The organism is Bacillus sp. 2D03, assembly GCF_003946765.1.
Lineage (GTDB): Bacteria > Bacillota > Bacilli > Bacillales > Bacillaceae_G > Bacillus_A > Bacillus_A cereus.
Map to the genome: position 1 here is coordinate 1 of NZ_RPSJ01000019.1, position 25,023 is coordinate 25,023.

Below are 25,023 nucleotides of genomic sequence, written 5' to 3' on the forward strand. Positions count from 1 at the left end.
AGATTTCCCATAGCGTAAGCTAGTAAGATCCCTGAAAGATGATCAGGTTGATAGGTTCGAGGTGGAAGCATGGTGACATGTGGAGCTGACGAATACTAATAGATCGAGGACTTAACCATATAATATGTAGCAAATGTTATCTAGTTTTGAAGGAATATGCCTTCAATAGTTTGGTGATGATGGCAGAGAGGTCACACCCGTTCCCATACCGAACACGGAAGTTAAGCTCTCTAGCGCCGATGGTAGTTGGGACCTTGTCCCTGTGAGAGTAGGACGTCGCCAAGCAACTAAAAACACAAGTCATTTGACTTGTGTTTTTTTGTATTGTTAAAAAGAATAGGAAAGAAGTAAGGGTAATACAAACACGTTGCCCAAGAGTTAATCATATTATATAAAAGATGGGTGTATATTTTTCTGTAAATTGTTAAGGATTAGAAGTATAAAATAGGTTCACTTAAATAGGGAGGGAAGGTTATGAAATTACAAAGTGAAGTTTGTATTGTTTGTGAGACGAAAAGAAAAGAAGGTATATATGTTTATAATAATTTAATATGCTATGAATGTGAAAAGGATATGGTGAATACAGAGACAGATGATCCGAAATATATACATTATTTAAAGCAGCTTCGAAAACTAGAAGTATCATATTTTTAAATAGGCATATGCCTATTATTTTTTTTGTTCTGTATAATAGATAGAGAATGAATAATAAGGAAGAGATGTAGATGAATCAAAATGGTATGCCTTTATATGAGGCGTTAATAGAGTTTAAAGAAAGAGGGCCGTTATCCTTTCATGTTCCAGGTCATAAGAATGGTTTAAACTTCCCTCAGGAGGCAATAAGAGAGTTTAAAGATATTCTATCTATTGATGTAACTGAGTTAGCAGGACTAGATGATTTGCATAGTCCGTTTGAATGTATAGATGAGGCACAACAATTATTGGCTGAAGTTTATAATACAAAGAGGAGCTATTTTTTAATTAATGGTTCAACAGTCGGGAACTTAGCAATGATTTTGTCTTGTTGCGGGGAACATGATATTGTTCTTGTACAAAGAAATTGTCATAAATCAATTATTAATGCTTTAAAACTTGCGGGAGCAAATCCCATTTTTTTAGATCCATGGATTGACGAAGCTTATAATGTACCAGTGGGAGTTCGTAACGAAATTATTAAGAAAGCAATTGGAAAGTATCCAAATGCGAAAGCACTCATTTTAACGCATCCTAATTATTATGGTATGGGGATGGATCTAGAGGCAAGCATCGCTTTTGCACATGCACATAAAATACCTGTTTTGGTAGATGAGGCACATGGGGCACATCTGTGTTTGGGAGAACCATTCCCGAAGTCAGCATTAACATATGGTGCAGATATTGTAGTTCATTCTGCACATAAAACATTACCCGCAATGACAATGGGTTCCTATTTACATATAAATAGTCACTTAGTAGATGAAGAGAAGGTTACTACTTATTTAAGTATGCTACAATCTAGTAGTCCATCGTATCCAATTATGGCTTCCTTGGATATAGCACGCTTTACAATGGCACGTATAAAAGAAGAAGGTCACAGTGAAATTGTTGAGTTTTTACGAAGATTTAAGGAACAACTACGTTCTATTCCTCAAATCGCCATTTTAGAATATCCGTTGCAAGATGAGTTAAAGGTCACCGTACAAACTCGTTGTCAGTTATCAGGGTACGAATTACAGTCTGTATTTGAAAAGGTCGGTATATATACAGAGATGGCTGATCCGTACAATGTCCTATTTATTTTACCACTACAAGCAAATGAGGGGTATATGAAGGTTATAGAGATGATCCGAGTAGCATTGCAACATTATGAGGTGAAAGACAAGAGAGAATCTATTCGTTATACTTATAAAGGTGAGTTCTCTCTTTTACCGTATACGTATAAACAACTAGAAGGATATAAAACAAAGATAGTATCTATAGAAGAGGCTGTTGGAATGATAGCGGCGGAAATGGTGATTCCGTATCCACCTGGAATTCCATTGATTATGTATGGAGAGAGAATTACTTCAGGGCATAAAGAGCAAATTATGTATTTAGAGAGAGCAGGAGCTCGTTTTCAAGGGAATACGAAATATATGAAAGTGTATGATATAGAAAGTAGGTTTTAGGATGAAGGGATTATTTGTAACAATTGAGGGCCCAGAAGGTTCAGGTAAAACAACGTTAATTAAAAGCTTATTGCCATATTTTGAAAAAAAAGCACAAAAGGTAATGGCGACAAGGGAACCAGGCGGTATTGCAATTTCTGAGGACATTAGGACGATTTTACATAAACAAGAATATACGATGATGGAAGCACGTACAGAAGCGCTTCTTTATGCTGCTGCGCGCAGACAACATTTAGTAGAAAAAGTTATGCCAGCACTTAATGAGAACTACCTCGTGTTATGTGATCGTTTTATAGATAGCTCTTTAGCATACCAAGGCTATGCAAGAGGATTGGGTATGGATAAGGTATTTGAAATAAATCGTTTCGCAACAGAGGACTGTATGCCTAGTTTAACAATTTATCTAGACATTGAGCCTGAGGTTGGTTTGGCTCGGATTGAAAAAGATGCAGGACGTGAAGTAAATCGACTAGATATGGAAGATATCTCTTTCCATAAACGTGTGCGCGAAGGGTATTTACAAGTTGTAGAACGTTTCTCGGATCGTATTGTATTGGTAAATGCTGATCAGCCGATGGAAAAACTTATAGAAGAAGTTGTTCAGATTATAGAAGATAAATTGTTATAATAGAAGGAAAGAATGAAATAAGTGAGGTATGCATTATGACGAAGACGTGGGAGCAGCTTTCTGCTATACAACCCATCGGTGTAAAAATGTTGATGAATAGCATTGCAAAAGAGCGTATATCCCACGCTTACTTGTTAGAGGGAGGGAAAGGGACAGGAAAGTTTGCGACAGCAATTCAAATGGCAAAGAGTTTCCTCTGTTCTGAGCGGAATGGGGTAGAGCCCTGCCATGTATGTACAAACTGTAAGCGAATTGATTCAGGTAACCACCCTAACTTACATATTGTAAAACCAGACGGATTATCTATTAAAAAGCAGCAAATTCATGATTTACAAGAAGAGTTTTCAAAAACAGGATTAGAGGCAAATAAAAAATTATATATTATTGAGCACGCAGATCGTATGACAGCAAATGCGGCAAATACACTTTTGAAATTTTTAGAAGAACCAAGTAGTGATACAACTGCTATTTTACTTACTGAACAAAGTCATCAAATTTTAAATACGATTTTATCTCGTTGCCAAGTTGTTACGTTTAGACCGTTACCTACGGAATCTTTAATTAGAAGATTACAGGATGAAGGGATTACAGCATCTTTATCGACACTTGCTGCTCAACTTACAAATAGTTTTGATGAAGCTTTAGCTTTATGTAGTGATGAATGGTTTGCACAAGCACGAGCTTTAGTGATAAAATTATGTGAAGCGCTCGAAAAAGATAAAACCTCTATTTTTTTTGTACAAGAAAAATGGGGAAAACACTTTGGAGAGAAAGAACAATTACAGCAAGGTTTAGATATGTTACTCCTTATTTATAAGGATTTATTATATGTTCAACTTGGAGAAGAAGATCGTCTTGTTTTTCATGATCAGAAAGAGATGTTTGAATCGTTTTCCTATGCTCAGAAGCGCATTGTATCAGCTCTCTTTAATATATTAGAGGCAAAAAATAGAATCAACGCTAATGTAAATGCGCAGCTTGTGTTCGAACAGTTAGTGTTGCGGTTGCAGGAGGGATGACCGTTTTGTATGATGTAGTAGGTGTTCGCTTTAAGAAGGCCGGAAAGGTATATTACTTTGATCCAAATCAGTTCGATATCTCTGAAAATGAGTTTGTCATTGTAGAAACGGTAAGAGGTATTGAATACGGAAAAGTAGTTATTACCAAAAAACAAGTTGATGAAAACGACGTTGTATTACCGCTAAAAAAGGTTATTCGTATTGCAAATGAAAATGATCGTACCATTGTTGAAGAGAACAAACATGCTGCAAAAGAAGCATATCAAGTCTGTCAACAAAAGGTAGTAGAGCATAATCTTGATATGAAACTTGTAGATGTAGAGTATACATTCGATCGTAATAAGATTATTTTCTATTTTACTGCGGATGGTCGGATCGATTTCCGCGAACTAGTGAAGGACTTAGCCGCAATTTTTAGAACAAGAATTGAACTAAGACAAATTGGTGTTCGTGATGAAGCGAAGATGCTAGGTGGTATTGGTCCATGTGGTCGTATGCTTTGTTGTTCTACTTTTTTAGGGGATTTTGAACCTGTATCCATTAAAATGGCAAAGGATCAAAATTTATCATTAAATCCTGCAAAAATCTCTGGTTTATGTGGTCGCTTAATGTGTTGCTTAAAATATGAGAATGATGAATATGAGGCAGCAAAGGAACAACTTCCTGATTTAGATCAACGTATACAAACCCCGCATGGTACTGGCCGTGTTATCGGATTAAATATTTTAGAAAGATTAATTCAAGTGGAACTAGTAGACAAGGAACGGATAGTAGAATATACGTTAGATGAGTTAGTGAATAAAGGGGTCGTTTCGAGTCAAACCACAGATTAATGAGGTGGGTGCTTGTGGAGAAAAAAGATATTTTTGAATCGGTTTCTAGTATGGAAGAGCAAATTGGACATTTATATAAACAGTTGGGAGAGTTAAAACAGCATCTTGCAGAGTTGTTGGAAGAAAACCAGCATATAAAAATGGAAAATAACAATTTGCGACACCGTTTTGAAGAAGTGCAGAATAAAGAAAAACAAAAAACTCAAAAACGTAAAGAAGTGAAGCCGAAAACAGATATTGGTGAAGGCTATGACAATTTAGCGAGACTGTATCAAGAAGGTTTTCATATTTGCAATCTACATTATGGAAGTGTACGTAAAGAGGGAGATTGTTTGTTCTGTCTGTCATTCTTAAATAAAAAGTGAAATTACCTTTCCAATTATAATTGGAAAGGTAATTTTTTATACATGAAATAGGGTAGGTTAAGGGTAAGAAAAGGAGCAGTATATGAATTTATATGAAGATGAACGTTTAGATTACTTATTAGCACAAGACATGAAGATTATACAAAGCCCATCAGTATTTAATTTTTCTTTAGATGCCGTTTTACTTGCAGATTTTGCATGGGTACCAATTCAAAAGGGGAATTTACTTGATTTGTGTACAGGTAACGCGGTTGTTCCCCTTCTATTAAGTACAAGAACAAAAGGAAATATTACTGGAGTGGAAATTCAAGAACGCTTATATGATATGGGAGTAAGAAGTGTTCAATACAATGGGTTGGAAGAAAGAATTCACCTCATACATGGAGATTTGAAAGATATGCCAGAGAAACTTGGGCGTCATCAATATGATGTTGTTACATGTAATCCACCATATTTTCAAACACCTCAAACTTCAGAGAAAAATATGAATGAACATTTAGCGATAGCTCGTCATGAAATTATGTGTACATTAGAAGATGTTGTATCTGCAAGTAGTCAGTTAGTAAAACAAGGTGGGAAAGTAGCGTTTGTACATCGTCCAGGGCGATTACTAGACATTGTCACATTAATGCGTAAATATAAAATTGAACCAAAGCGTGTGCAATTTGTTTATCCTAAGGTTGGAAAAGAAGCAAATACATTGTTAATTGAAGGAATTAAGGATGGAAATGCAGATTTGAAAATCTTACCGCCTCTCGTTGTATATGAGAACAATAACGAATATACAAAGGAGCTACGTTCAATTTTATATGGAGAAGAATAAGCACTTTTTTTATGTGGTAGAGTGCTCTGATGGAAGTTATTATGCTGGATATACAAACCATATAGAAAAGAGAATTCAGACTCATAATAGCGGCAAAGGGGCTAAGTATACACGCGTCAGGCTTCCTGTCGTTTTAAAATATGTAGAGGCCCATGATGATAAGCGTACAGCTATGCAAGCGGAGTATTACTTTAAGAAATTAACGAGAAAACAAAAAGAGGCATATATGCAAAAAGGAGAACGCTATGTGGCAACAAAAAAGCTTTCAACAAAATGAAAAGGGAGTTTTATATTTAGTACCAACTCCTATTGGAAATCTAGAAGATATGACATTTCGTGCAATTCGAATTTTAAAAGAAGTTGATTTAATTGCTGCTGAAGATACGAGACAAACGAAAAAACTTTGTAATTATTTTGAAATTGAAACACCTGTCACGAGTTATCATGAGCACAATAAAGAAGTAAGTGGGAAGAAACTATTAGAGAAATTAGAGGATGGAAAGAATGTAGCACTTGTTAGTGACGCTGGTATGCCATGTATTTCTGATCCAGGTTACGATATTGTCGTTGAGGCAGTAGCTGAGCAATATCATGTAATTCCGCTTCCTGGAGCAAATGCAGCCCTTACAGCATTAATTGCATCTGGTCTTGAAACAAAGCAGTTTTATTTCTATGGTTTCTTGCAGAGAAACAAAAAGGAACGGAAGATGGAGTTAGAAAAGCTTCGTTATGTACAAACTACAATGATGTTTTATGAAGCACCTCATCGTTTAGATGATACTTTAATTTCGATGCAGGAAGTGTTGGGAAATAGAGAGATTGTATTATGTCGAGAGTTAACGAAAAAATTTGAGGAATTTATTCGAGGAACAATCGAAGAAGCAATTGAGTGGACGAAGCAAAATGAAGTACGTGGTGAGTTTTGTATTTTAGTAGCTGGTTCAACAGAAGAACCTGCTCCAGAAGAACAATGGTGGGAATCTCTTTCGGTATATGATCATATTGAATATTATATAAATGAAAAAAGTATGAATTCAAAAGAAGCGATTAAAACAGTCGCTAAAGATCGAGATTTGTCGAAAAGAGATGTATATCAAATCTATCATGTCGATAAAAAATAAGCTTCTCATAATTGAGAAGCTTATTTTGCTGTTTCGATATAATCTTGAAGTTCGTTTAAGATTTGCTCAGCGCCTTCTTTGCTTAAGATGATTTTACCTTCAGCTAAAGAAAGGTTACCGTCAGATACTTCACCAGTTACTTGGCAAGTCATGTTTGGTTTATATTTCTTTAAGATGATTTTTTCGTCATCAACATAGATTTCAAGAGCGTCCTTTTCTGCAATACCTAAAGTACGGCGTAATTCGATTGGAATTACTACACGACCTAATTCATCAACTTTACGAACAATACCAGTAGATTTCATAATTTTTTTCCTCCTAAATAAATAGTTTATAAGTTTCGAGTCTATTTTTAGATTCGTCATTTTTCGACAAAATACCCTATGGACATATGATACCAATCATTTACATTTCCGTCAATTCTTAAATTCTATATTTTTTAAAAAGATTTATAGATTTCTTATTTCTTATATATAATAGATTGAGAGGAAATTCCACAATTATTTACATTATTTTCTGAAAAAATAATAAATTTAAAGTAGATATTGTATATTTTTTTGAAATATGAGCAATAGATGATAAAGATATCGAGCATTAAGACCTAAATTTAAAATTAGGTTGGCGTAAAGAAGATAAGTTAGATTTGGGCTGCTCGTAAAAGCCCAATTAACGTGGGCTAATAATTAGTGGGGAGGAACAAAACCCTACTGATTAAAGTTTCACTTTATATATGAGTTTTTGATATACTGTTTATAAATACATATGAGGTTATTCGGGAGGTCCAAAACAATGACAGAGGAAAATAAGTCCTTTTATATTACTACCCCAATTTATTATCCAAGTGGAAAATTACACATTGGACATGCTTATACGACAGTAGCAGGAGATGCGATGGCACGATATAAGCGTATGCAAGGTTATAATGTGCATTATTTAACAGGAACTGATGAGCATGGACAGAAGATCCAAAAGAAAGCAGAAGAGTTAAATATTACGCCACAGGCATATGTTGATAACATTGTTGCAGGAATCAAAGAGCTTTGGGAGAAGATGGATATTTCTTATGATGATTTTATTCGTACAACTGAAGATCGTCATAAAGATGTTGTCGAAAAAATCTTTAAGCAATTAGTAGATCAAGGTGACATTTATCTTGATGAATATGAAGGTTGGTATTCTGTACAAGATGAGACGTTCTATACAGAGCATCAATTAGTAGATCCAATTATGGAAGGCGACAAAGTAGTTGGAGGAAAAAGCCCAGATAGTGGTCATGATGTAGAACTTGTTCGTGAAGAATCTTATTTCTTTAGAATGGGTAAATATGTCGACAGACTATTAAAGTTCTATGAAGATAATCCACATTTCATTCAGCCGGAGTCTCGTAAAAATGAAATGATTAATAATTTTATTAAACCAGGATTAGAAGATTTAGCGGTTTCTCGTACTTCATTTGACTGGGGAGTTCGTGTTCCTGGTAACCCAAAACACGTTATTTACGTATGGGTTGACGCATTATCTAACTATATTACGGCGTTAGGTTATGGAACAGCAAATGAAGAGAAATATAAAAAATTCTGGCCTGCAGATGTGCATTTAGTTGGGAAAGAAATTGTTCGTTTCCATACAATTTATTGGCCGATAATTTTAATGGCATTAGATTTACCTCTTCCGAAGAAAGTCTTTGCTCATGGCTGGATTTTAATGAAGGATGGAAAGATGAGTAAGTCAAAAGGAAACGTAGTAGATCCAGTTACATTAATCGATCGTTACGGATTAGATGCATTACGTTATTACCTACTTCGTGAAGTTCCATTTGGATCTGATGGCGTATTCACACCAGAAGGATTTGTGGAGCGTATTAATTTCGACTTAGCAAATGACTTAGGTAATTTATTAAATCGTACAGTAGCTATGATTGATAAGTATTTTAACGGAGAAATCCCTGCATTTAAAGAAAATGTGACGGAATTTGATGAAACGTTAGTAGCGTTTGCACAAGATACTTTGAAAAAAGTAGAAGAAGCAATGGAGAATATGGAGTTCTCTGTAGCGTTAGGATCTATTTGGCAACTAGTTAGTCGTACGAATAAATATATTGATGAAACACAACCATGGGTATTAGCAAAAGATGAGAATGATCGTGAAAAGTTAGCCTCTGTAATGGCTCATTTAGCAGAAGTACTTCGTCAAACAGGTATTATGCTTATGCCATTCTTAACAGTAGCACCAAGCAAGATGTTTGCTCAGCTTGGCCTTACTGATGAAGCTCATAAATCTTGGGAAAGTCTATCTACAATTGGCTGCATTCCAGCTGGAACAAAAGTAGAAAAAGGAAACCCAATTTTCCCTCGTTTAGAAATGGAAGTGGAAGTAGAGTACATTAAAGAACAAATGAAAAGCTCTGCTCCTAAAGTAGAAGAGAAAAAAGAAGAAGAACCGAAGGCAGAAGAAATTACAATTGATGATTTCTTTAAAGTAGAATTACGCGTAGCTGAAGTACTATCTGCTGAACCCGTGAAAAAAGCAGACAAGTTGTTAAAAATTCAACTAGACTTAGGCACAGAAAAGCGTCAAGTTGTTTCTGGAATTGCAAAATTCTATTCGCCGGAAGACTTAAAAGGTAAAAAGGTTATTTGTGTAACAAACTTAAAACCTGTAAAATTACGCGGTGAATTATCGCAAGGTATGATTTTAGCGGGCGAAGAGAATGGCGTATTGTCATTAGCATCAATCGACCAAAATCTACCAAATGGTACGAAAATCAAGTAATTAAGACAAGAAAAGAGATGTTTCACGTGTAACATGTGTGAAGCGTCTTTTTTCTTTTTACACTCTCTATTTTTGCATTAAGATTGTAGTATTGTTATCGTTAAGTTATTAAAGAACTTATTTTTGTAGAATAAACTTGATTTCAATATAAAAGGAGTTATGTATTATGTTGTTTGATACACATTCACATTTGAATGCAGAGCAATTCGAAGAAGATTTGCAAGAGGTTATTTCCCGAATGAAAGAAGCGGGAGTTACTTATACAGTTGTTGTTGGTTTTGATGAAGTAACGATAAAAAAGGCGATGGAATTAGCTGAAGCCTATGATTTTATTTACGCTGCGGTTGGCTGGCATCCAGTTGATGCAATCGACATGACAGAAGAACATTTAGCTTGGTTAGAAGAACTTGCTTCTCATCCTAAAGTCGTTGCACTTGGAGAAATGGGCTTAGATTATCACTGGGATAAGTCTCCAAAAGAAATACAGAAAGAAGTATTTCGTAAACAAATTGCATTAGCGAAAAAAGTAAATTTGCCGATTATTATACATAACCGCGATGCAACTCAAGATATTGTTGATATTCTAGAAGAAGAGAATGCAGCTGAAGTAGGGGGCATTATGCATTGCTTTAGCGGTAGCGTAGAAGTAGCAGAGCGATGTGTTGATATGAACTTTTTAATTTCGTTAGGTGGACCAGTTACATTTAAAAACGCTAAGAAACCGAAAGAAGTTGCTACGGAGATTCCGTTAGAGAAATTGTTAATAGAGACGGATTGTCCCTATTTAACGCCGCATCCATTTCGCGGGAAACGAAATGAACCGAGTTATGTAAAACTCGTAGCAGAAGAAATTGCGAATTTAAAAGGAATTTCTTATGAGGAAGTAGCAGAAATGACAACTAAAAATGCAAAAGTTTTATTTGGTGTTGAATAAAAAGAACGGGGGAAACCTGTTCTTTTTTATTTTGAGAAAAACTAGTAGAAGTAATCAAGAAAATAAATGTGAATGATGAAGTGTTACAATAAGAACAGGGAACAAAGATTTTTCTATTCTATTTTTTAAAATATAAGAATGGGGAAAATAATAATGGAAAAGTCGTCATTTTTTTGTTTTACTAAGTAGAGACGAAATGAGTGTGGAGGCAAGCATGAAAATAAAAGAGATTATCGTTGTAGAAGGTAAAGATGATACAGTTGCGATTAAGCGTGCTGTTGATGCGGATACAATTGAAACGAACGGTTCAGCAATCGGTGATCATGTTATTGAGCAAGTTAAATTAGCGCAGCAAAAAAGGGGCGTTATTATTTTCACAGATCCGGATTATCCTGGAGAGCGTATTCGAAAAATTATTTCTGACAAGGTTCCTGGCTGTAAGCATGCTTTTTTACCGAAGGAAGAAGCGCTTGCTAAAAGGAAAAAGGGTGTTGGGATTGAACATGCTTCTAATGAGTCGATTCGCCGTGCTCTAGAGAATATACATGAAGAAATGGAAGCTTACACAAGTGAAATTAGTTGGAGTGATTTAGTCGATGCAGGCTTAGTGGGCGGAGAAATGGCAAAGAGCCGCAGAGAAAGAATGGGTAAGCTATTAAAGATTGGTTATACAAATGCAAAACAGTTACATAAACGATTACAGATGTTTCAAGTTTCAAAGGAATCATTTGCAGAAGCTTATAAGCAAGTAATACAGGAGGAAAAAAAATGAAGGATATCGCAACGCCAAATCGTACAAAAGACATTGTTGAAAAATATGGATTTTCATTCAAAAAAAGTTTAGGACAAAACTTTTTAATTGATACAAATGTATTAAATCGTATTGTCGATCATGCAGAAATTGGTTCAGAAAGTGGTGCAATTGAAATTGGACCAGGTATTGGTGCATTAACAGAGCAATTAGCGAAGCGTGCTAAAAAAGTAGTGGCTTTTGAAATTGATCAAAGACTATTACCAATTTTAGATGAGACGTTAGCGCCATATGGTAATGTTACAGTTATTAATAAAGACGTACTAAAAGCAGATGTACATGAAGTATTTAATGAGCAATTTGAAGAAGGGCAAGATGTAATGGTAGTAGCTAACTTACCATACTATATTACAACGCCAATTTTATTTAAATTGCTTGAAGAAAAGTTACCAGTTCGTGGATTTGTTGTTATGATGCAAAAAGAAGTTGGAGATCGTTTAGCTGCTAAACCTGGAACGAAAGAGTATGGTTCTTTATCGATTGCCATTCAGTACTATACAGAGGTTGAAACAGTTATGACTGTACCACGTACAGTGTTTGTACCACAGCCAAACGTTGATTCTGCAATTATCCGCCTTCTAAAGCGTCCTAAACCGGTTGTAGAGGTGACAGATGAAACGTTCTTCTTTGAAGTAGTACGAGCAAGTTTCGCACAGCGCCGTAAAACTTTAATGAATAATTTATCAAATAATTTAAATGGTTTCCCGAAAGATAAGGAGTTATTGGATCGAATTTTAACAGAAGTAGGAATTGATCCAAAGCGAAGAGGCGAAACGCTATCTATTGAAGAGTTTGCAACATTAAGTAATGCATTAGTTCTTCATAAATTATCATAAGAATATGAAAGGGACAGTTCAAGTTGAACTGTCCCTTTTGTCACCTTTCTCTCTCTAAATTCATACTTTAAAAACAGGTAAGATGGCCTAATGAGTTTGGAGGTAGGAGAATGGTTTTACATGTTGGAGAGTTAGTGGAACGATATTCTCATAAGAGGGATATTCTTTTTCGTATTATAGAAATAAAAGGCGAGATAGCTATATTGTTTGGAGAGGAAATTAGACTGGTGGCGGATGCGCCACTGGAAGATTTAATTAGTATAGATCAAAGAGAACATAAAAAAAGGGTGAAGCGTGAGAAAGAAACAATGGAGCGCACGTATCGTTTGTTTCAACAAGATTATGTACTGATGAAACAAAGGCATGAACATACTTCAACTGGTGGATACACAAGTGAGGTAAATTATTTTCAAATGCCGGGACGTGTATTGCATATAGATGGAGACCCTTTATATTTGCGCAAGTGCTTAGATTTATATAATAAAATTGGCGTTCCTGTTCAAGGTATTCATTGTAAAGAAACGGAGATGCATGAAAAAGTAGTAGACTTAATAGATCACTTTCGCCCAGACATTCTCGTTATTACAGGGCATGATGCATATACAAAATCAAAAGGAGTGAAGGGAGATTTAGCGGCATATAGGCATTCAAGGCATTTTGTACAGGCTGTTCGTGAAGTGCGAAAAAAATATCCATCATTGGATCAACTTGTTATTTTTGCTGGGGCATGTCAATCACATTTTGAGGCACTAATTCGTGCAGGGGCCAATTTCGCTAGTTCACCATCTAGAATTAATATTCATGCACTAGATCCTGTATATGTAGTTGGTAAAATTAGTTTTACTTCATTTATGGAGAGAGTCAATGTATGGGATGTCGTACGTAATACAATTACTGGTGAAAAGGGACTAGGTGGAATTGAAACGAGAGGGATTTTACGAACGGGATTACCTTTTCAACATTACGAAGAGTAAGCAGGATACATATGTATCTTGCTTTTTGTATGGAAGGATTTAAATGAATTTGGATAAAAAGAGGTAAGAACGTAAAGACTACGTAATGATACTTTTACAATATAGTATTTCTTCTATCTATTCAAACGCAGGATGATATTAGCTGTGAATCGCGGTTAATAATTAGGATAGATATATCGTGCTTTAAGTGTTCAATCTAAATTACAGCGAGGTGTAGCGAAGTATATGTCAAAACGTTTAGATGAAATTAAAAGCGAATTAGATCACCATCTTGGACAGCGACTTATGTTAAAAGCAAATAGTGGAAGAAGAAAAACTGTGGAGCAATCAGGTGTACTAGCAGAAACATACCGCTCCGTTTTTGTTGTACAATTGGATCAACAAGAAGATGCGTTGCAACGTGTATCTTATAGTTATGCAGATGTTTTAACAGAGACAGTAGAGTTAACATTTTATGGAGACCCTCATAATGAGGTCATTTTATAATCTGTATATCATTACATATATTCCCATAAATGAAAAGCTATATTATTTTGCATACTAACTATACCGTAGCAAAATAAGGAGGGACTCTGCATTGAGTAGACGAAGAGGTGTCATGTCAAACCAATTTAAAGAAGAGCTAGCAAAAGAGCTTGGCTTTTATGATGTTGTTCAGAAAGAAGGATGGGGCGGAATTCGTGCGAAAGATGCTGGTAACATGGTGAAACGTGCTATAGAAATTGCAGAACAGCAATTAATGAAACGAAACCAGTAGTTGTAAGATACTTTCTATGCTACGGTAGCCGAGGAGACATTCCTCGGCTTTTTGTACTCTAAAAGGTGCCATCATTTTACATAAGTAGTTTCATTCTGAATGCTTTTCGTTATAATTAGGGAAGTGTCATCGTCTTACTATAAATTTATGGTAAAATAAACGATAAAAGATTGAGTACATAGAGTGGGTGAATAGATTGAAGCTACTAGTGAAAGCACCAGCAAAGATTAATCTGTCGTTAGATGTACTGGGAAAAAGACAAGACGGATATCATGAAGTGAAAATGATTATGACAACCATTGATTTAGCAGATCGTCTAGAACTAACGGAATTAGCAGAAGACCGTATTGAAATTTTATCCCATAATCGGTATGTCCCAGACGACCAACGAAATTTAGCTTATCAGGCAGCGAAATTATTAAAAGAGAAGTTTAATGTAAAAAAAGGTGTATCTATTACTATTGAAAAAACGATTCCAGTAGCAGCTGGATTAGCAGGTGGAAGTAGTGATGCAGCAGCGACATTACGTGGTCTTAATAAATTATGGAATTTAGGGCTTACAATTGATGAGTTAGCAGAGCTTGGCGCAGAAATTGGATCAGATGTATCGTTCTGTGTATACGGAGGCACAGCAATTGCCACTGGAAGAGGAGAGAAAATTGAGCATATAAAGACTCCGCCTTCTTGTTGGGTTATTTTAGCGAAACCACATATAGGTGTATCTACTGCTGATGTGTATGGGAATTTAAAGTTAAATCGAGTTACACATCCAAATGTAGATAAAATGGTTGATGTCATAAATTCTGGTGATTATAAAGGAATTTGTGATACTGTTGGTAACGTTTTAGAAGATGTAACATTTGGAATGCATCCTGAAGTTGCCCGTATTAAATCACAGATGAAGCGATTTGGAGCGGATGCTGTATTAATGAGTGGAAGTGGTCCAACTGTATTTGGACTTGTACACCATGATTCACGAATGCATCGCATTTATAACGGATTAAAAGGATTTTGTGAACAAGTCTATGCGGTACGTTTATTAGGAGAGCGAGAAACGCTTGAATAAAGACGTATAATACGTTATGATTTGTTTAGAATATTCGTGATTTGAGGTGAGAGTATGAAAATTAGAAGAAGTACAAGATTAGTCGATATGACTTATTACTTGCTACAAAACCCTCGTCAGCTAGTATCTCTCACTTTTTTTGCTGAAAGGTATCAATCGGCTAAGTCTTCCATTAGTGAAGATTTAGTTATTATTAAGCAAACGTTTGAACAACAAGGGGTCGGCACATTGCAAACGATACCAGGAGCAGCAGGAGGAGTGAAATATATACCGTATATAAGTGAAGAAGAGGCAGATCTAATTATTGATGAGCTTTGTGGCTTATTTGAAAACCGAGATCGTATTTTGCCTGGCGGTTACTTATACATGACAGATTTATTGAGTAATCCTCGCCATATTAATGGCGCAGGTCGTTTGTTTGCTTCTGTTTTTGCTAGGCAACCAATTGATGCAGTTATGACGGTGGCAACGAAGGGGATTCCACTTGCTTATGCAGTGGCAAATTACTTAGATGTACCAGTTGTAATTGCAAGGAAAGATAATAAGGTAACAGAAGGTCCGACTGTTAGTATTAACTATGTGTCGGGTTCTTCTAAACGAATTCAAACAATGACGTTAGCGAAACGCAGTCTTCCAGAAGGGTCGAATGTTTTAATCATTGATGACTTCATGAAAGCTGGCGGAACAATTCAAGGTATGATGAGTATGTTAGAAGAGTTCAAGGCTAATGTTGTTGGTATTGGTGTATTAGTAGAATCCACAGATATTGAAGAACGACTAATTAATAATTTTGTATCATTAATTCGTCTATCGGAAGTTGATGTGAAAGAAAAAACGATTCAAGTGGAAAAAGGGAATTATTCTCTTGCGCCATTTGATGAAGGGCTTGTAGAGGCGGAATAAAAGATAGAGCAGATAGCTCTATCTTTTTTTATTTTATTTATAGATTATAAAATAGATGGACAAACTGCCTTTCGTACACTATTTTTAAAGAGTAAAATAAATAATAAAAGGGTGAAAAGTATGAAAGTTGTTCAAACAAGCAAGGCACCACAAGCAATTGGACCTTATTCACAGGGGATTATTGTAAATAACATGTTCTATAGCTCAGGACAAATTCCATTGATGGCAAATGGGGAGCTTGTAACAGGAGATGTAACAGTACAAACAGAACAAGTATTTCAAAATTTACAAGCGGTATTAGAGGAAGCAGGTGCTTCATTTGATACAGTCGTAAAAACAACAGTATTTTTAAAGGACATGGATGATTTTAATGCTGTGAATGAAGTGTATAGCTCTTATTTCACTACTCATAAACCAGCTCGATCTTGTGTGCAAGTAGCAAAATTACCGAAAGATGTTTCCGTTGAAATTGAAGTAATCGCCCTAGTTAAGTAACCTTTTGTAAGCGATAACCTCCACTAATCTCTATATTCAACTACTTTAAAAATTTTTATCTTAAAAATTTTTAAAAAATTAAAGGGAAAATAGAAAATTTGTGGAATTTATACAAATATATCGCTTATTTAGAAAAGGGTGGTGAACACAAGATGGAAGTGACTGACGTAAGATTACGCCGCGTAAACACAGAAGGCCGCATGAGAGCAATTGCCTCTATTACTCTAGACCATGAATTTGTTGTTCATGATATTCGTGTAATTGATGGTAATAATGGATTATTTGTAGCAATGCCAAGTAAACGTACTCCAGATGGAGAGTTCCGTGACATTGCACATCCAATTAATTCTGGTACACGCTCTAAAATTCAAGATGCGGTTTTAACAGAGTATCATCGTTTAGGCGAGTTAGAAGAGGTTGAGTTTGAAGAAGCAGGTGCTTCGTAAAATTCGAATGAAAAGGGCTTTTGACAAAAAGCCTTATAATTTTGTAGCAAACTCCTGTAAGCATTTACAGGGGTTTGTTTTTTTGCTTTATATTTGGAAACTTCATAATTTATTAACATAAAAAGAAGAAACTACTAATTTTTTCAAAATCATTTTAAATAGTATAGCTTATTTCTTAAAAAAGATACTAAAGAGTAAAACATCTTATAAGAATTATGGTAAAATTTAATAGTTAAAATGTGTTTCTTGAAATATATGATGATTTAGGATAATATCTTTAATGGATAAATAGGTTGCGATGGAGGGTCTATATGTCAAACAGATTTGCAGTGATTCTAGCTGCAGGTAAAGGCACACGTATGAAGTCAAAGCTATACAAAGTGCTGCATCCTGTATGTGGAAAACCTATGGTACAACACGTAGTCGATCAAGTATCTCAATTAGGATTGCAGAAACTTGTAACGGTTGTTGGACATGGTGCTGAAATGGTACAAGAACAGCTAGGGAACGTAAGTGAGTTTGCATTACAAGCAGAACAACTTGGTACAGCACATGCTGTAGATCAAGCTGCAAATGTACTTGCAAATGAAGAAGGAACAACTTTAGTTATTTGTGGTGATACGCCTCTAATAACTGCTGAAACAATGGAAGCATTACTTCAGCAACATAAAGAAGCAGGAGCAATGGCGACGGTGCTAACAGCATACATAGAAGAGCCTGCTGGATATGGCCGTATTGTTCGTAATGAGAATGGTCATGTTGAAAAGATTGTTGAGCATAAAGATGCAAATGAGAAAGAATTAGCTATTAAAGAAATCAATACAGGTACGTATTGTTTTGATAATAAGGCTTTATTTGCTTCACTTTCTAAAGTTTCAAATGATAACGTGCAAGGTGAATATTACCTTCCAGATGTTATTGAGATTTTAAAAAATGAAGGTCATATCGTATCAGCTTATCAAACAGAGCAGTTCGATGAAACGTTAGGTGTTAACGACAGAGTCGCTCTATCGCAAGCGGAAATTATTATGAAAAACCGTATCAATCGAAAGAACATGGTAAATGGTGTTACAATTATTGATCCAAGTAACACTTATATTTCTGCTGATGCAATTATCGGTAGCGATACAGTTCTTCATCCAGGAACAATTATTGAGGGGAACACTGTAATTGGTTCTGATTGTGAAATTGGACCGCATACAGTAATTCGCGATAGTGAAATTGGAGATCGTACGACAATTCGACAATCTACTGTACATGATAGTAAGCTTGGTACAGAAGTATCGGTTGGTCCATTTGCACATATTCGCCCAGATTCAGTTATTGGAGACGAAGTACGCGTTGGAAACTTCGTGGAAATCAAAAAAACTGTCTTTGGTAATAGAAGTAAAGCTTCACACTTGAGTTATATCGGGGATGCACAAGTTGGAGAAGACGTGAATCTTGGTTGTGGTTCAATTACGGTGAACTATGACGGTAAGAATAAATTCAAAACTGTGATTGGTAATGGGGTATTTATTGGATGTAATTCAAACCTTGTTGCTCCAGTAACAGTTGAAGATGGTGCTTATGTGGCGGCAGGCTCTACAATTACAGAGAATGTTCCATCAAAAGCATTATCGGTAGCACGTGCACGTCAAGTTAACAAAGAAGACTATGTTGATCAATTGCTGAATAAGAAAAAATCATAATAATGTGGAGGGTTAATCTAGATGTCGACTCAATATCTAAATTCTAATTTGAAAGTATTCTCTTTAAACTCTAATAAGGAACTTGCTGAGCAGATTGCAAAGCATATTGGAGTAGGACTAGGAAAATGTTCTGTTGATCGTTTTAGTGATGGAGAAGTTCAAATTAACATTGAAGAAAGTATCCGTGGTTGCGATGTATTCATTATTCAATCTACAAGCTTCCCAGTAAACGAACATATCATGGAATTACTTATTATGATCGATGCATTAAAACGTGCATCTGCGAAAACAATTAATATTGTTATTCCTTACTATGGTTATGCGCGTCAAGACCGTAAAGCGCGTTCTCGTGAACCAATTACATCGAAACTTGTAGCAAACTTGCTTGAAACAGCAGGTGCAACTCGTGTAATCACTCTAGATTTACATGCTCCACAAATTCAAGGGTTCTTTGATATCCCAATCGACCACTTAATGGGTGTACCGATTCTTTCTGATTACTTTGAAACAAAAGGTCTTAAAGATATCGTAATCGTGTCTCCTGATCATGGTGGTGTAACTCGTGCGAGAAAAATGGCAGATCGTCTAAAAGCGCCAATCGCTATTATTGATAAGCGTCGTCCTCGCCCGAACGTTTCAGAGGTAATGAACATTATCGGTAATATTGAAGGCAAAACAGCGATTTTAATTGATGACATCATTGATACAGCTGGTACAATTACATTAGCAGCAAACGCTCTTGTTGAGAACGGTGCTTCTGAAGTATATGCTTGCTGTACACACCCAGTATTATCTGGTCCAGCAATTGAGCGTATTCAAAATTCAAATATTAAAGAGTTAGTTGTAACGAACTCTATCGTATTACCGGAAGAGAAGAAAATCGACAAAGTACATGAACTTTCAGTTGCTCCATTAATCGGAGAAGCAATCATTCGTGTATACGAAGAAGAATCTGTGAGTGTATTATTCAATTAATTGGATAGAATGAGACGTAACCAAAATTGGTTACGTCTTTTCGTATCGAAAAAAGAAAGTAGTGGTACAAGAATGAAATTGATAGTAGGACTTGGGAACCCAGGTAGAGAATATGAATTAACAAGGCATAATATTGGATTTATGGCCATTGATGAACTTGCGAAGCGTTGGAACATTTCTTTGAATGAACAAAAATTTAAAGGTGTATTTGGTGCAGGGTTTGTTAATGGAGAAAAGGTAATCTTATTAAAGCCGCTAACATACATGAATTTATCTGGGGAAAGTATTCGTCCACTCATGGATTATTATAAAATTGATGTTGAGGACTTCGTTGTTATGTACGACGATTTAGACATTCCTGTAGGTAAATTGCGTCTTCGCATGAAAGGTAGTGCTGGTGGACATAATGGTGTAAAGTCAACGATTTCGCACCTAGGAACACAAGAATTTCAACGTATCCGTATGGGAATTGATCGCCCGAAAAATGGAATGAAGGTAGTCGATTATGTATTAGGACGCTTTACATCTGAAGAGATTCCGGATGTTAACCATTCTATTGAAAAAGCAGCGGATGCATGTGAAGAGTGGCTAAATAAGCCTTTTCTTCAAATCATGAATACTTTCAATAGTTAAAAATAAGATTGGGAATATTTCTCTTTTGTTTTACCCATACTAGTAGTAATTGAATTTTTAGGAGGCTAGTATGGAAGGGTATTATTATTGCAGACACTGCGGAGGTAATGTAGGCTCCATTAACGCAGAAAAAGTATATAGCGACGTTTTATTTCAACTAACGGAGCAAGAAGTAGTAGAAATGATTCATTTTCATGAGAATGGAAATATATATATAAAAACGATTTGTGAATCGTGTCAAGAAACGCTCGCATCTTATCCTGAGTATTATGAGTATGAAAAATTTCTGCAATAAAATGTTGTCGCTTTGGCATGTCCAAAGCATTTTTCTGTTTTCCTTTTCCAAAATATTTGCATAAAATAGAATGACTTGCTCTTTATGTTGAGAGGAGTTTTAAAAATGATAGGTTTATTAGAGCAATTTTATAAAAATGAAGAGATACAATCGGTTATTAATGGGTTAGAAGATGGGTTAAAAGAACAACTTATATCAGGGATGGCAACGTCTTCTCGTTCATTATTAATGGCGGCTTTATATAAAAAAACAAAAAAATCACAATTAATCGTGACACATAACTTATACCAAGCACAAAAAGTACATGAAGATTTAGTGGCGTTACTTGGTGAAAAAGATGTGTGGTTATATCCAGTGAATGAACTGATAGCATCGGAAATTGGAGTTGCAAGTCCAGAATTGAAGGCGCAACGTATAGAAGTGTTAAATCGCTTGGCTGCGGGAGAGAATGGAATCATTGTAGCGCCAGTGGCAGGATTGCGTAGATTTTTACCAATAAAAGAATTGTGGAAGCAAAAGCAAGTTGAAATCAATCTAGGGCAAGAGATTGATTTAGATGCGCTCTTGCATACTTTACATCATATTGGCTATGAACGTAAGTCGATGGTAGAAGCTCCAGGGGAGTTCAGTTTGCGTGGGGGAATATTAGATATATATCCTTTAACTGAAGAACTACCATTTCGTATTGAATTCTTTGATACAGAAGTCGATTCTATTCGATTATTTGATGTGGATGAACAGCGTTCTCAAGGTAAAAAAGAAAGCGTTAGGTTTGGTCCGGCAACAGAGTTTTTATTTTCACAGGAAGAATTAAAATCAGGAATTCAGCATCTTGAAGAAGGCTTGACTAAGACGATGCAAAAACTTTCTGATGATAAACTAAAGACTAAAGTGCTTGAGACGGTAAGTCATGAAATTGAGATGTTGAAAAACGGGCAAAGTATAGAACAGATGTTTAAATACTTATCTATTTTCTATAAAGAACCTGCTAGTCTGATAGATTATTTACCAGAAGATGGTGTTGTAATTTTAGATGAGATTTCCCGTATTCAAGAAACAGCATCACATCTTGAAACAGAAGAGGCGGAATGGTATATATCACTTCTTGGTGAAGGAACAATTATTCAAGATTTATCTTTCTCTCACCCATTCGAGGGGTTTCTTCATCATAAAAAAAGAAGTTTTGTATATTTAACGTTATTCTTGCGTCATATCGCACACACACATCCGCAAAATATTGTTAATGTAACATGTAAAACAATGCAAGATTTCCATGGACAGATGAATTTGTTAAAAACAGAAATTGATAGATGGAATGAAGGGCATTTTACGACTGTTGTACTCGGAACAGATGATGAACGTGTGAAAAAATTACAACATATTTTAAGTGATTATGATATTGAGGCAGATATTGTAGAAGGTACAGATATTTTATTGCCTGGAAGATTACAAATTGCTGTAGGTGATTTACATGCAGGATTTGAAATGCCGATGCAAAAGCTTGTTGTCATTACTGAAAAGGAGCTTTTTCATAAGAAAGTTAAAAAATCACAACGTAAACAAAAGTTATCGAATGCTGAACGTATTAAAAGTTATTCGGAATTAAAAGTTGGAGATTATGTAGTTCATGTAAATCATGGTATAGGTAAATTTTTAGGTATTGAGACATTAGAGATTAATGGTGTTCATAAAGATTATTTAAATATTAAATATCAAGGTAATGATAAGCTATACGTTCCAATTGAACAAATTGATCAAGTTCAAAAATATGTAGGATCTGAAGGTAAGGATCCGAAAGTTTACAAATTAGGTGGTAATGATTGGAAAAAGGTTAAAACGAAAGTTGAAAAATCTGTACAAGACATTGCGGATGACCTAATTAAACTATATGCTGAGCGCGAAGCTTCAAAAGGCTATGCATATACGCCAGATACGGCAGAACAACAAGAGTTCGAATCTTCTTTCCCGTATCAAGAGACAGAGGATCAGTTACGTTCTATTGACGAGATTAAAAAAGATATGGAACGCGGACGCCCGATGGATAGGCTCCTTTGTGGTGACGTAGGGTATGGAAAGACTGAAGTGGCTATTCGTGCGGCATTTAAAGCAATTATGGATGAAAAACAAGTTGCAATTTTAGTACCGACAACGATTCTTGCGCAGCAACACTATGAAACAATTCGAGAGCGTTTTCAAGATTATCCGATCAATATAGGCTTATTAAGTAGATTCCGTACGAGAAAACAACAAAATGAAACAATTAAGGGCTTAAAGGATGGAACAGTAGATATTGTAATCGGAACACATCGTATTTTATCTAAAGATGTTACGTATAAAGATTTAGGGCTTCTTATTATTGATGAAGAACAAAGATTTGGTGTGACACATAAAGAAAAAATTAAACAATTGAAGGCGAATGTTGACGTATTAACATTAACGGCAACTCCGATTCCGCGGACGCTTCATATGTCTATGCTTGGTGTGCGCGACTTATCTGTTATTGAGACACCACCAGAAAATCGTTTCCCAGTCCAAACGTATGTAGTCGAGTATAATCCAGCGTTAATGCGAGAGGCGATAGAGCGAGAGCTTGCAAGAGGTGGTCAAGTTTACTTCCTATATAATCGTGTAGAGGATATTGAAAGAAAAGCAGATGAAATTTCGATGTTAGTTCCAGATGCCCGCGTAACGTACGCACATGGGAAAATGAACGAAAGCGAATTAGAGTCTGTTATGCTATCATTTTTAGAAGGACAGCATGATGTTCTTGTAAGTACAACAATTATTGAGACGGGTGTAGATATCCCGAATGTAAATACGTTAATTGTATTTGATGCAGATCGTATGGGATTATCACAGTTGTATCAGCTTCGTGGGCGTGTTGGACGTTCTAATCGTGTTGCATATGCATACTTTGCATATAAACGTGACAAAGTGCTGTCAGAGGTTGCAGAGAAGCGTCTACAAGCAATTAAAGAGTTCACGGAACTTGGATCTGGTTTCAAAATTGCGATGAGAGATTTATCTATTCGTGGAGCAGGTAATTTGTTAGGGGCAGAACAGCATGGATTTATTGATTCTGTCGGATTTGATCTATATTCTCAAATGTTAAAAGATGCAATTGAACAGCGTAGAGGAACAGATGGGGCTGAAAATATAGTTAATGTTGAAATTGACTTAGAGGTAGATGCATACTTACCAGATGCTTATATTTCAGATAGTAAGCAAAAAATTATGATGTATAAACAATTTAGAGGTGTTTCTGCAATTGAGGATATTGAAGAATTGCAGGAAGAAATGATCGATAGATTTGGCGATTATCCACAAGAAGTTGGTTATTTATTACAAATTGCAAATATTAAAGTGTTGGCAATGAAAGAAAAAATTGAATTAATTAAGCAGAATAAATTTGAAGTAACATTCCTGTTTTCTGAACAAGCAAGTCAAAATATTGATGGTGGAAAATTATTCATGCTCGGAAATAGTTTTGGACGTATGATCGGTTTAGGAATGGAAGGATCACAATTGAAAATTGTTATGAAAACAAATGGCTTAGAGACATCGAAGTGGTTAACGATTGCTGAAAATTTATTAAAAGGCTTGCCAGATGTAAAAAAAGAAGTAATAAATGCCTAAAATAAGATAAAAAAATACAATTCGACGTGCATAGAAGAACTAATGTGTAAAATACTATATCTAACAGTTGGTGATTTTTACATGAACAGGTAAATTCACCACTTTGATCATCAGTAGAAAGTGAGGCAGCATTAGAATGAAAGCAACTGGAATCGTACGTCGAATTGATGATTTAGGCAGGGTCGTAATCCCGAAGGAAATTCGTAGAACTTTACGTATTCGAGAAGGAGACCCACTAGAAATATTTGTTGATCGCGATGGAGAGGTAATTTTAAAGAAGTATTCTCCAATTAGTGAGCTAGGTGATTTTGCAAAAGAATATGCTGATGCTTTATATGACAGCTTAGGACATAATGTGCTTGTGTGTGATCGAGATTCTATCATCGCAGTATCAGGCGTATCGAAAAAAGAATACTTAAATAAAAGTGTTGGCGATTTAATTGAAAAAACGATGGAAGAACGAAAGTCTGTTATTATGACGGATGAAAGTGATATTTCCATTATTGATGGTGTAACAGAAAAGGTTCATTCTTATACAGTTGGACCGATTGTTGCAAACGGAGATCCGATTGGAGCCGTCATTATTTTTTCAAAAGAAGCTATTATAAGCGAGATCGAGCATAAAGCGGTTAATACTGCTGCCAGTTTCTTAGCGAAACAAATGGAACAGTAAGGGTATATTGATTTTAGAAGTAGCAATCTTTCCTAATTATGATCTTTCTTTTTGAGAAATCAATTATTTGGAGATATATGTATATTGAATGAAGGTAGCACTTTGCTACCTTTTTTCGTTGAATATTTTTAACGTGTAGGAACTCATTATTACCCGTGTTGGGAAGGGAGTTTGTTCTTTTCTTTATGAT

The 25,023-nt window shown here is 35.5% G+C and carries 27 protein-coding genes and 2 rRNA genes; 28 read left to right on the top strand and 1 reads right to left on the bottom strand.

Features of this window, described 5'->3' with window-relative positions; all coding sequences use genetic code 11:
- From EBQ15_RS28335 to rsmI, 11 genes are all read left to right on the top strand, one after another.
- Window positions 1-119: ribosomal RNA gene (locus tag EBQ15_RS28335) — 23S ribosomal RNA — on the top strand; the annotation flags it as partial.
- Window positions 120-169: 50 nt separating this feature from the next.
- Window positions 170-285, top strand: a 5S ribosomal RNA gene (gene rrf / locus EBQ15_RS28340).
- 189 nt (window positions 286-474) lie between these two features.
- Window positions 475-654 (top strand): sigma factor G inhibitor Gin, encoded by a 180-nt coding sequence (locus EBQ15_RS28345; RefSeq protein WP_000776279.1) that lies wholly within the window; start codon window positions 475-477, stop codon window positions 652-654.
- A gap of 71 nt (window positions 655-725) precedes the next feature.
- On the top strand, window positions 726-2,147 hold the full coding sequence (locus EBQ15_RS28350) for an aminotransferase class I/II-fold pyridoxal phosphate-dependent enzyme (RefSeq protein ID WP_001073000.1): 1,422 nt from the start codon (window positions 726-728) through the stop codon (window positions 2,145-2,147).
- A gap of 1 nt (window position 2,148) precedes the next feature.
- Window positions 2,149-2,775: a dTMP kinase gene (gene tmk / locus EBQ15_RS28355; RefSeq protein ID WP_000677214.1), complete on the top strand. Its 627-nt coding sequence runs from the start codon at window positions 2,149-2,151 to the stop codon at window positions 2,773-2,775.
- Window positions 2,776-2,810: 35 nt separating this feature from the next.
- A complete protein-coding gene (holB, locus tag EBQ15_RS28360; RefSeq protein WP_000169563.1) occupies window positions 2,811-3,794 on the top strand; it encodes a DNA polymerase III subunit delta' in 984 nt (327 codons plus the stop codon).
- A 5-nt stretch (window positions 3,795-3,799) separates the two neighbouring features.
- On the top strand, window positions 3,800-4,627 hold the full coding sequence (locus tag EBQ15_RS28365; RefSeq protein WP_000272429.1) for a PSP1 domain-containing protein: 828 nt from the start codon (window positions 3,800-3,802) through the stop codon (window positions 4,625-4,627).
- A gap of 14 nt (window positions 4,628-4,641) precedes the next feature.
- Window positions 4,642-4,992, top strand: coding sequence for a DNA replication initiation control protein YabA (gene yabA, locus EBQ15_RS28370; protein ID WP_000412063.1), 351 nt, complete (start codon window positions 4,642-4,644; stop codon window positions 4,990-4,992).
- A gap of 82 nt (window positions 4,993-5,074) precedes the next feature.
- The gene (locus EBQ15_RS28375; RefSeq protein WP_001055366.1) at window positions 5,075-5,815 is read left to right on the top strand and encodes a tRNA1(Val) (adenine(37)-N6)-methyltransferase; all 741 of its coding nucleotides are present in this window, start codon (window positions 5,075-5,077) and stop codon (window positions 5,813-5,815) included.
- Window positions 5,802-6,092: a GIY-YIG nuclease family protein gene (locus EBQ15_RS28380; RefSeq protein WP_000414349.1), complete on the top strand. Its 291-nt coding sequence runs from the start codon at window positions 5,802-5,804 to the stop codon at window positions 6,090-6,092. Before EBQ15_RS28375 ends, EBQ15_RS28380 begins: the two co-directional genes overlap by 14 nt.
- Window positions 6,061-6,936 (top strand): 16S rRNA (cytidine(1402)-2'-O)-methyltransferase, encoded by an 876-nt coding sequence (gene rsmI / locus EBQ15_RS28385; protein ID WP_000267821.1) that lies wholly within the window; start codon window positions 6,061-6,063, stop codon window positions 6,934-6,936. The genes EBQ15_RS28380 and rsmI overlap by 32 nt, the downstream gene beginning before the upstream one ends.
- Window positions 6,937-6,956: 20 nt before the next feature.
- Here rsmI and EBQ15_RS28390 read toward each other — a convergent pair whose 3' ends face one another.
- Window positions 6,957-7,241 carry an AbrB/MazE/SpoVT family DNA-binding domain-containing protein gene (locus EBQ15_RS28390; protein ID WP_000843036.1) on the bottom strand — a complete coding sequence of 95 codons (285 nt, stop codon included), beginning with the start codon at window positions 7,239-7,241 and terminating at the stop codon, window positions 6,957-6,959.
- Window positions 7,242-7,725: 484 nt separating this feature from the next.
- On the opposite strand from EBQ15_RS28390, the gene metG reads away from it, so the two are divergent.
- From metG to spoVT, 17 genes are all read left to right on the top strand, one after another.
- Entirely contained in the window at window positions 7,726-9,708 is a 1,983-nt protein-coding gene (gene metG, locus EBQ15_RS28395) for a methionine--tRNA ligase (protein ID WP_000134135.1), read from the top strand.
- 166 nt (window positions 9,709-9,874) lie between these two features.
- Window positions 9,875-10,642 (top strand): TatD family hydrolase, encoded by a 768-nt coding sequence (locus EBQ15_RS28400; protein WP_000895846.1) that lies wholly within the window; start codon window positions 9,875-9,877, stop codon window positions 10,640-10,642.
- Between the two features lie 214 nt (window positions 10,643-10,856).
- Window positions 10,857-11,414 (top strand): ribonuclease M5, encoded by a 558-nt coding sequence (rnmV, locus tag EBQ15_RS28405; RefSeq protein ID WP_000692835.1) that lies wholly within the window; start codon window positions 10,857-10,859, stop codon window positions 11,412-11,414.
- Complete coding sequence (gene rsmA / locus EBQ15_RS28410) at window positions 11,411-12,289, top strand: 16S rRNA (adenine(1518)-N(6)/adenine(1519)-N(6))-dimethyltransferase RsmA (protein ID WP_000651548.1); 879 nt, start codon at window positions 11,411-11,413, stop codon at window positions 12,287-12,289. Before rnmV ends, rsmA begins: the two co-directional genes overlap by 4 nt.
- Before the next feature lie 110 nt (window positions 12,290-12,399).
- The gene (gene yabG, locus EBQ15_RS28415; protein WP_000242868.1) at window positions 12,400-13,263 is read left to right on the top strand and encodes a sporulation peptidase YabG; all 864 of its coding nucleotides are present in this window, start codon (window positions 12,400-12,402) and stop codon (window positions 13,261-13,263) included.
- A 225-nt stretch (window positions 13,264-13,488) separates the two neighbouring features.
- On the top strand, window positions 13,489-13,749 hold the full coding sequence (gene veg, locus EBQ15_RS28420) for a biofilm formation stimulator Veg (RefSeq protein ID WP_000044347.1): 261 nt from the start codon (window positions 13,489-13,491) through the stop codon (window positions 13,747-13,749).
- Window positions 13,750-13,840: 91 nt separating this feature from the next.
- The gene (sspF, locus tag EBQ15_RS28425) at window positions 13,841-14,020 is read left to right on the top strand and encodes an acid-soluble spore protein SspF (protein ID WP_002094215.1); all 180 of its coding nucleotides are present in this window, start codon (window positions 13,841-13,843) and stop codon (window positions 14,018-14,020) included.
- 196 nt (window positions 14,021-14,216) lie between these two features.
- Window positions 14,217-15,086 (top strand): 4-(cytidine 5'-diphospho)-2-C-methyl-D-erythritol kinase, encoded by an 870-nt coding sequence (gene ispE / locus EBQ15_RS28430; protein ID WP_000772104.1) that lies wholly within the window; start codon window positions 14,217-14,219, stop codon window positions 15,084-15,086.
- A 54-nt stretch (window positions 15,087-15,140) separates the two neighbouring features.
- Window positions 15,141-15,989 carry a pur operon repressor gene (gene purR / locus EBQ15_RS28435; protein ID WP_000702468.1) on the top strand — a complete coding sequence of 283 codons (849 nt, stop codon included), beginning with the start codon at window positions 15,141-15,143 and terminating at the stop codon, window positions 15,987-15,989.
- A gap of 120 nt (window positions 15,990-16,109) precedes the next feature.
- The gene (locus tag EBQ15_RS28440; protein WP_000869812.1) at window positions 16,110-16,484 is read left to right on the top strand and encodes a RidA family protein; all 375 of its coding nucleotides are present in this window, start codon (window positions 16,110-16,112) and stop codon (window positions 16,482-16,484) included.
- Window positions 16,485-16,636: 152 nt separating this feature from the next.
- The gene (gene spoVG, locus EBQ15_RS28445; RefSeq protein WP_000454041.1) at window positions 16,637-16,930 is read left to right on the top strand and encodes a septation regulator SpoVG; all 294 of its coding nucleotides are present in this window, start codon (window positions 16,637-16,639) and stop codon (window positions 16,928-16,930) included.
- Between the two features lie 311 nt (window positions 16,931-17,241).
- Window positions 17,242-18,621: a bifunctional UDP-N-acetylglucosamine diphosphorylase/glucosamine-1-phosphate N-acetyltransferase GlmU gene (gene glmU / locus EBQ15_RS28450; RefSeq protein WP_000071033.1), complete on the top strand. Its 1,380-nt coding sequence runs from the start codon at window positions 17,242-17,244 to the stop codon at window positions 18,619-18,621.
- A gap of 21 nt (window positions 18,622-18,642) precedes the next feature.
- Window positions 18,643-19,596 carry a ribose-phosphate diphosphokinase gene (locus tag EBQ15_RS28455; RefSeq protein WP_000107420.1) on the top strand — a complete coding sequence of 318 codons (954 nt, stop codon included), beginning with the start codon at window positions 18,643-18,645 and terminating at the stop codon, window positions 19,594-19,596.
- A 72-nt stretch (window positions 19,597-19,668) separates the two neighbouring features.
- Window positions 19,669-20,229: an aminoacyl-tRNA hydrolase gene (pth, locus tag EBQ15_RS28460; RefSeq protein WP_000767702.1), complete on the top strand. Its 561-nt coding sequence runs from the start codon at window positions 19,669-19,671 to the stop codon at window positions 20,227-20,229.
- A 70-nt stretch (window positions 20,230-20,299) separates the two neighbouring features.
- Window positions 20,300-20,524: an anti-sigma-F factor Fin family protein gene (locus EBQ15_RS28465; RefSeq protein WP_000399438.1), complete on the top strand. Its 225-nt coding sequence runs from the start codon at window positions 20,300-20,302 to the stop codon at window positions 20,522-20,524.
- A gap of 105 nt (window positions 20,525-20,629) precedes the next feature.
- Window positions 20,630-24,160, top strand: coding sequence for a transcription-repair coupling factor (gene mfd, locus EBQ15_RS28470; RefSeq protein ID WP_000579680.1), 3,531 nt, complete (start codon window positions 20,630-20,632; stop codon window positions 24,158-24,160).
- Between the two features lie 136 nt (window positions 24,161-24,296).
- Window positions 24,297-24,833 (top strand): stage V sporulation protein T, encoded by a 537-nt coding sequence (gene spoVT / locus EBQ15_RS28475; protein WP_000648302.1) that lies wholly within the window; start codon window positions 24,297-24,299, stop codon window positions 24,831-24,833.
- Window positions 24,834-25,023: the final 190 nt, after the last annotated feature.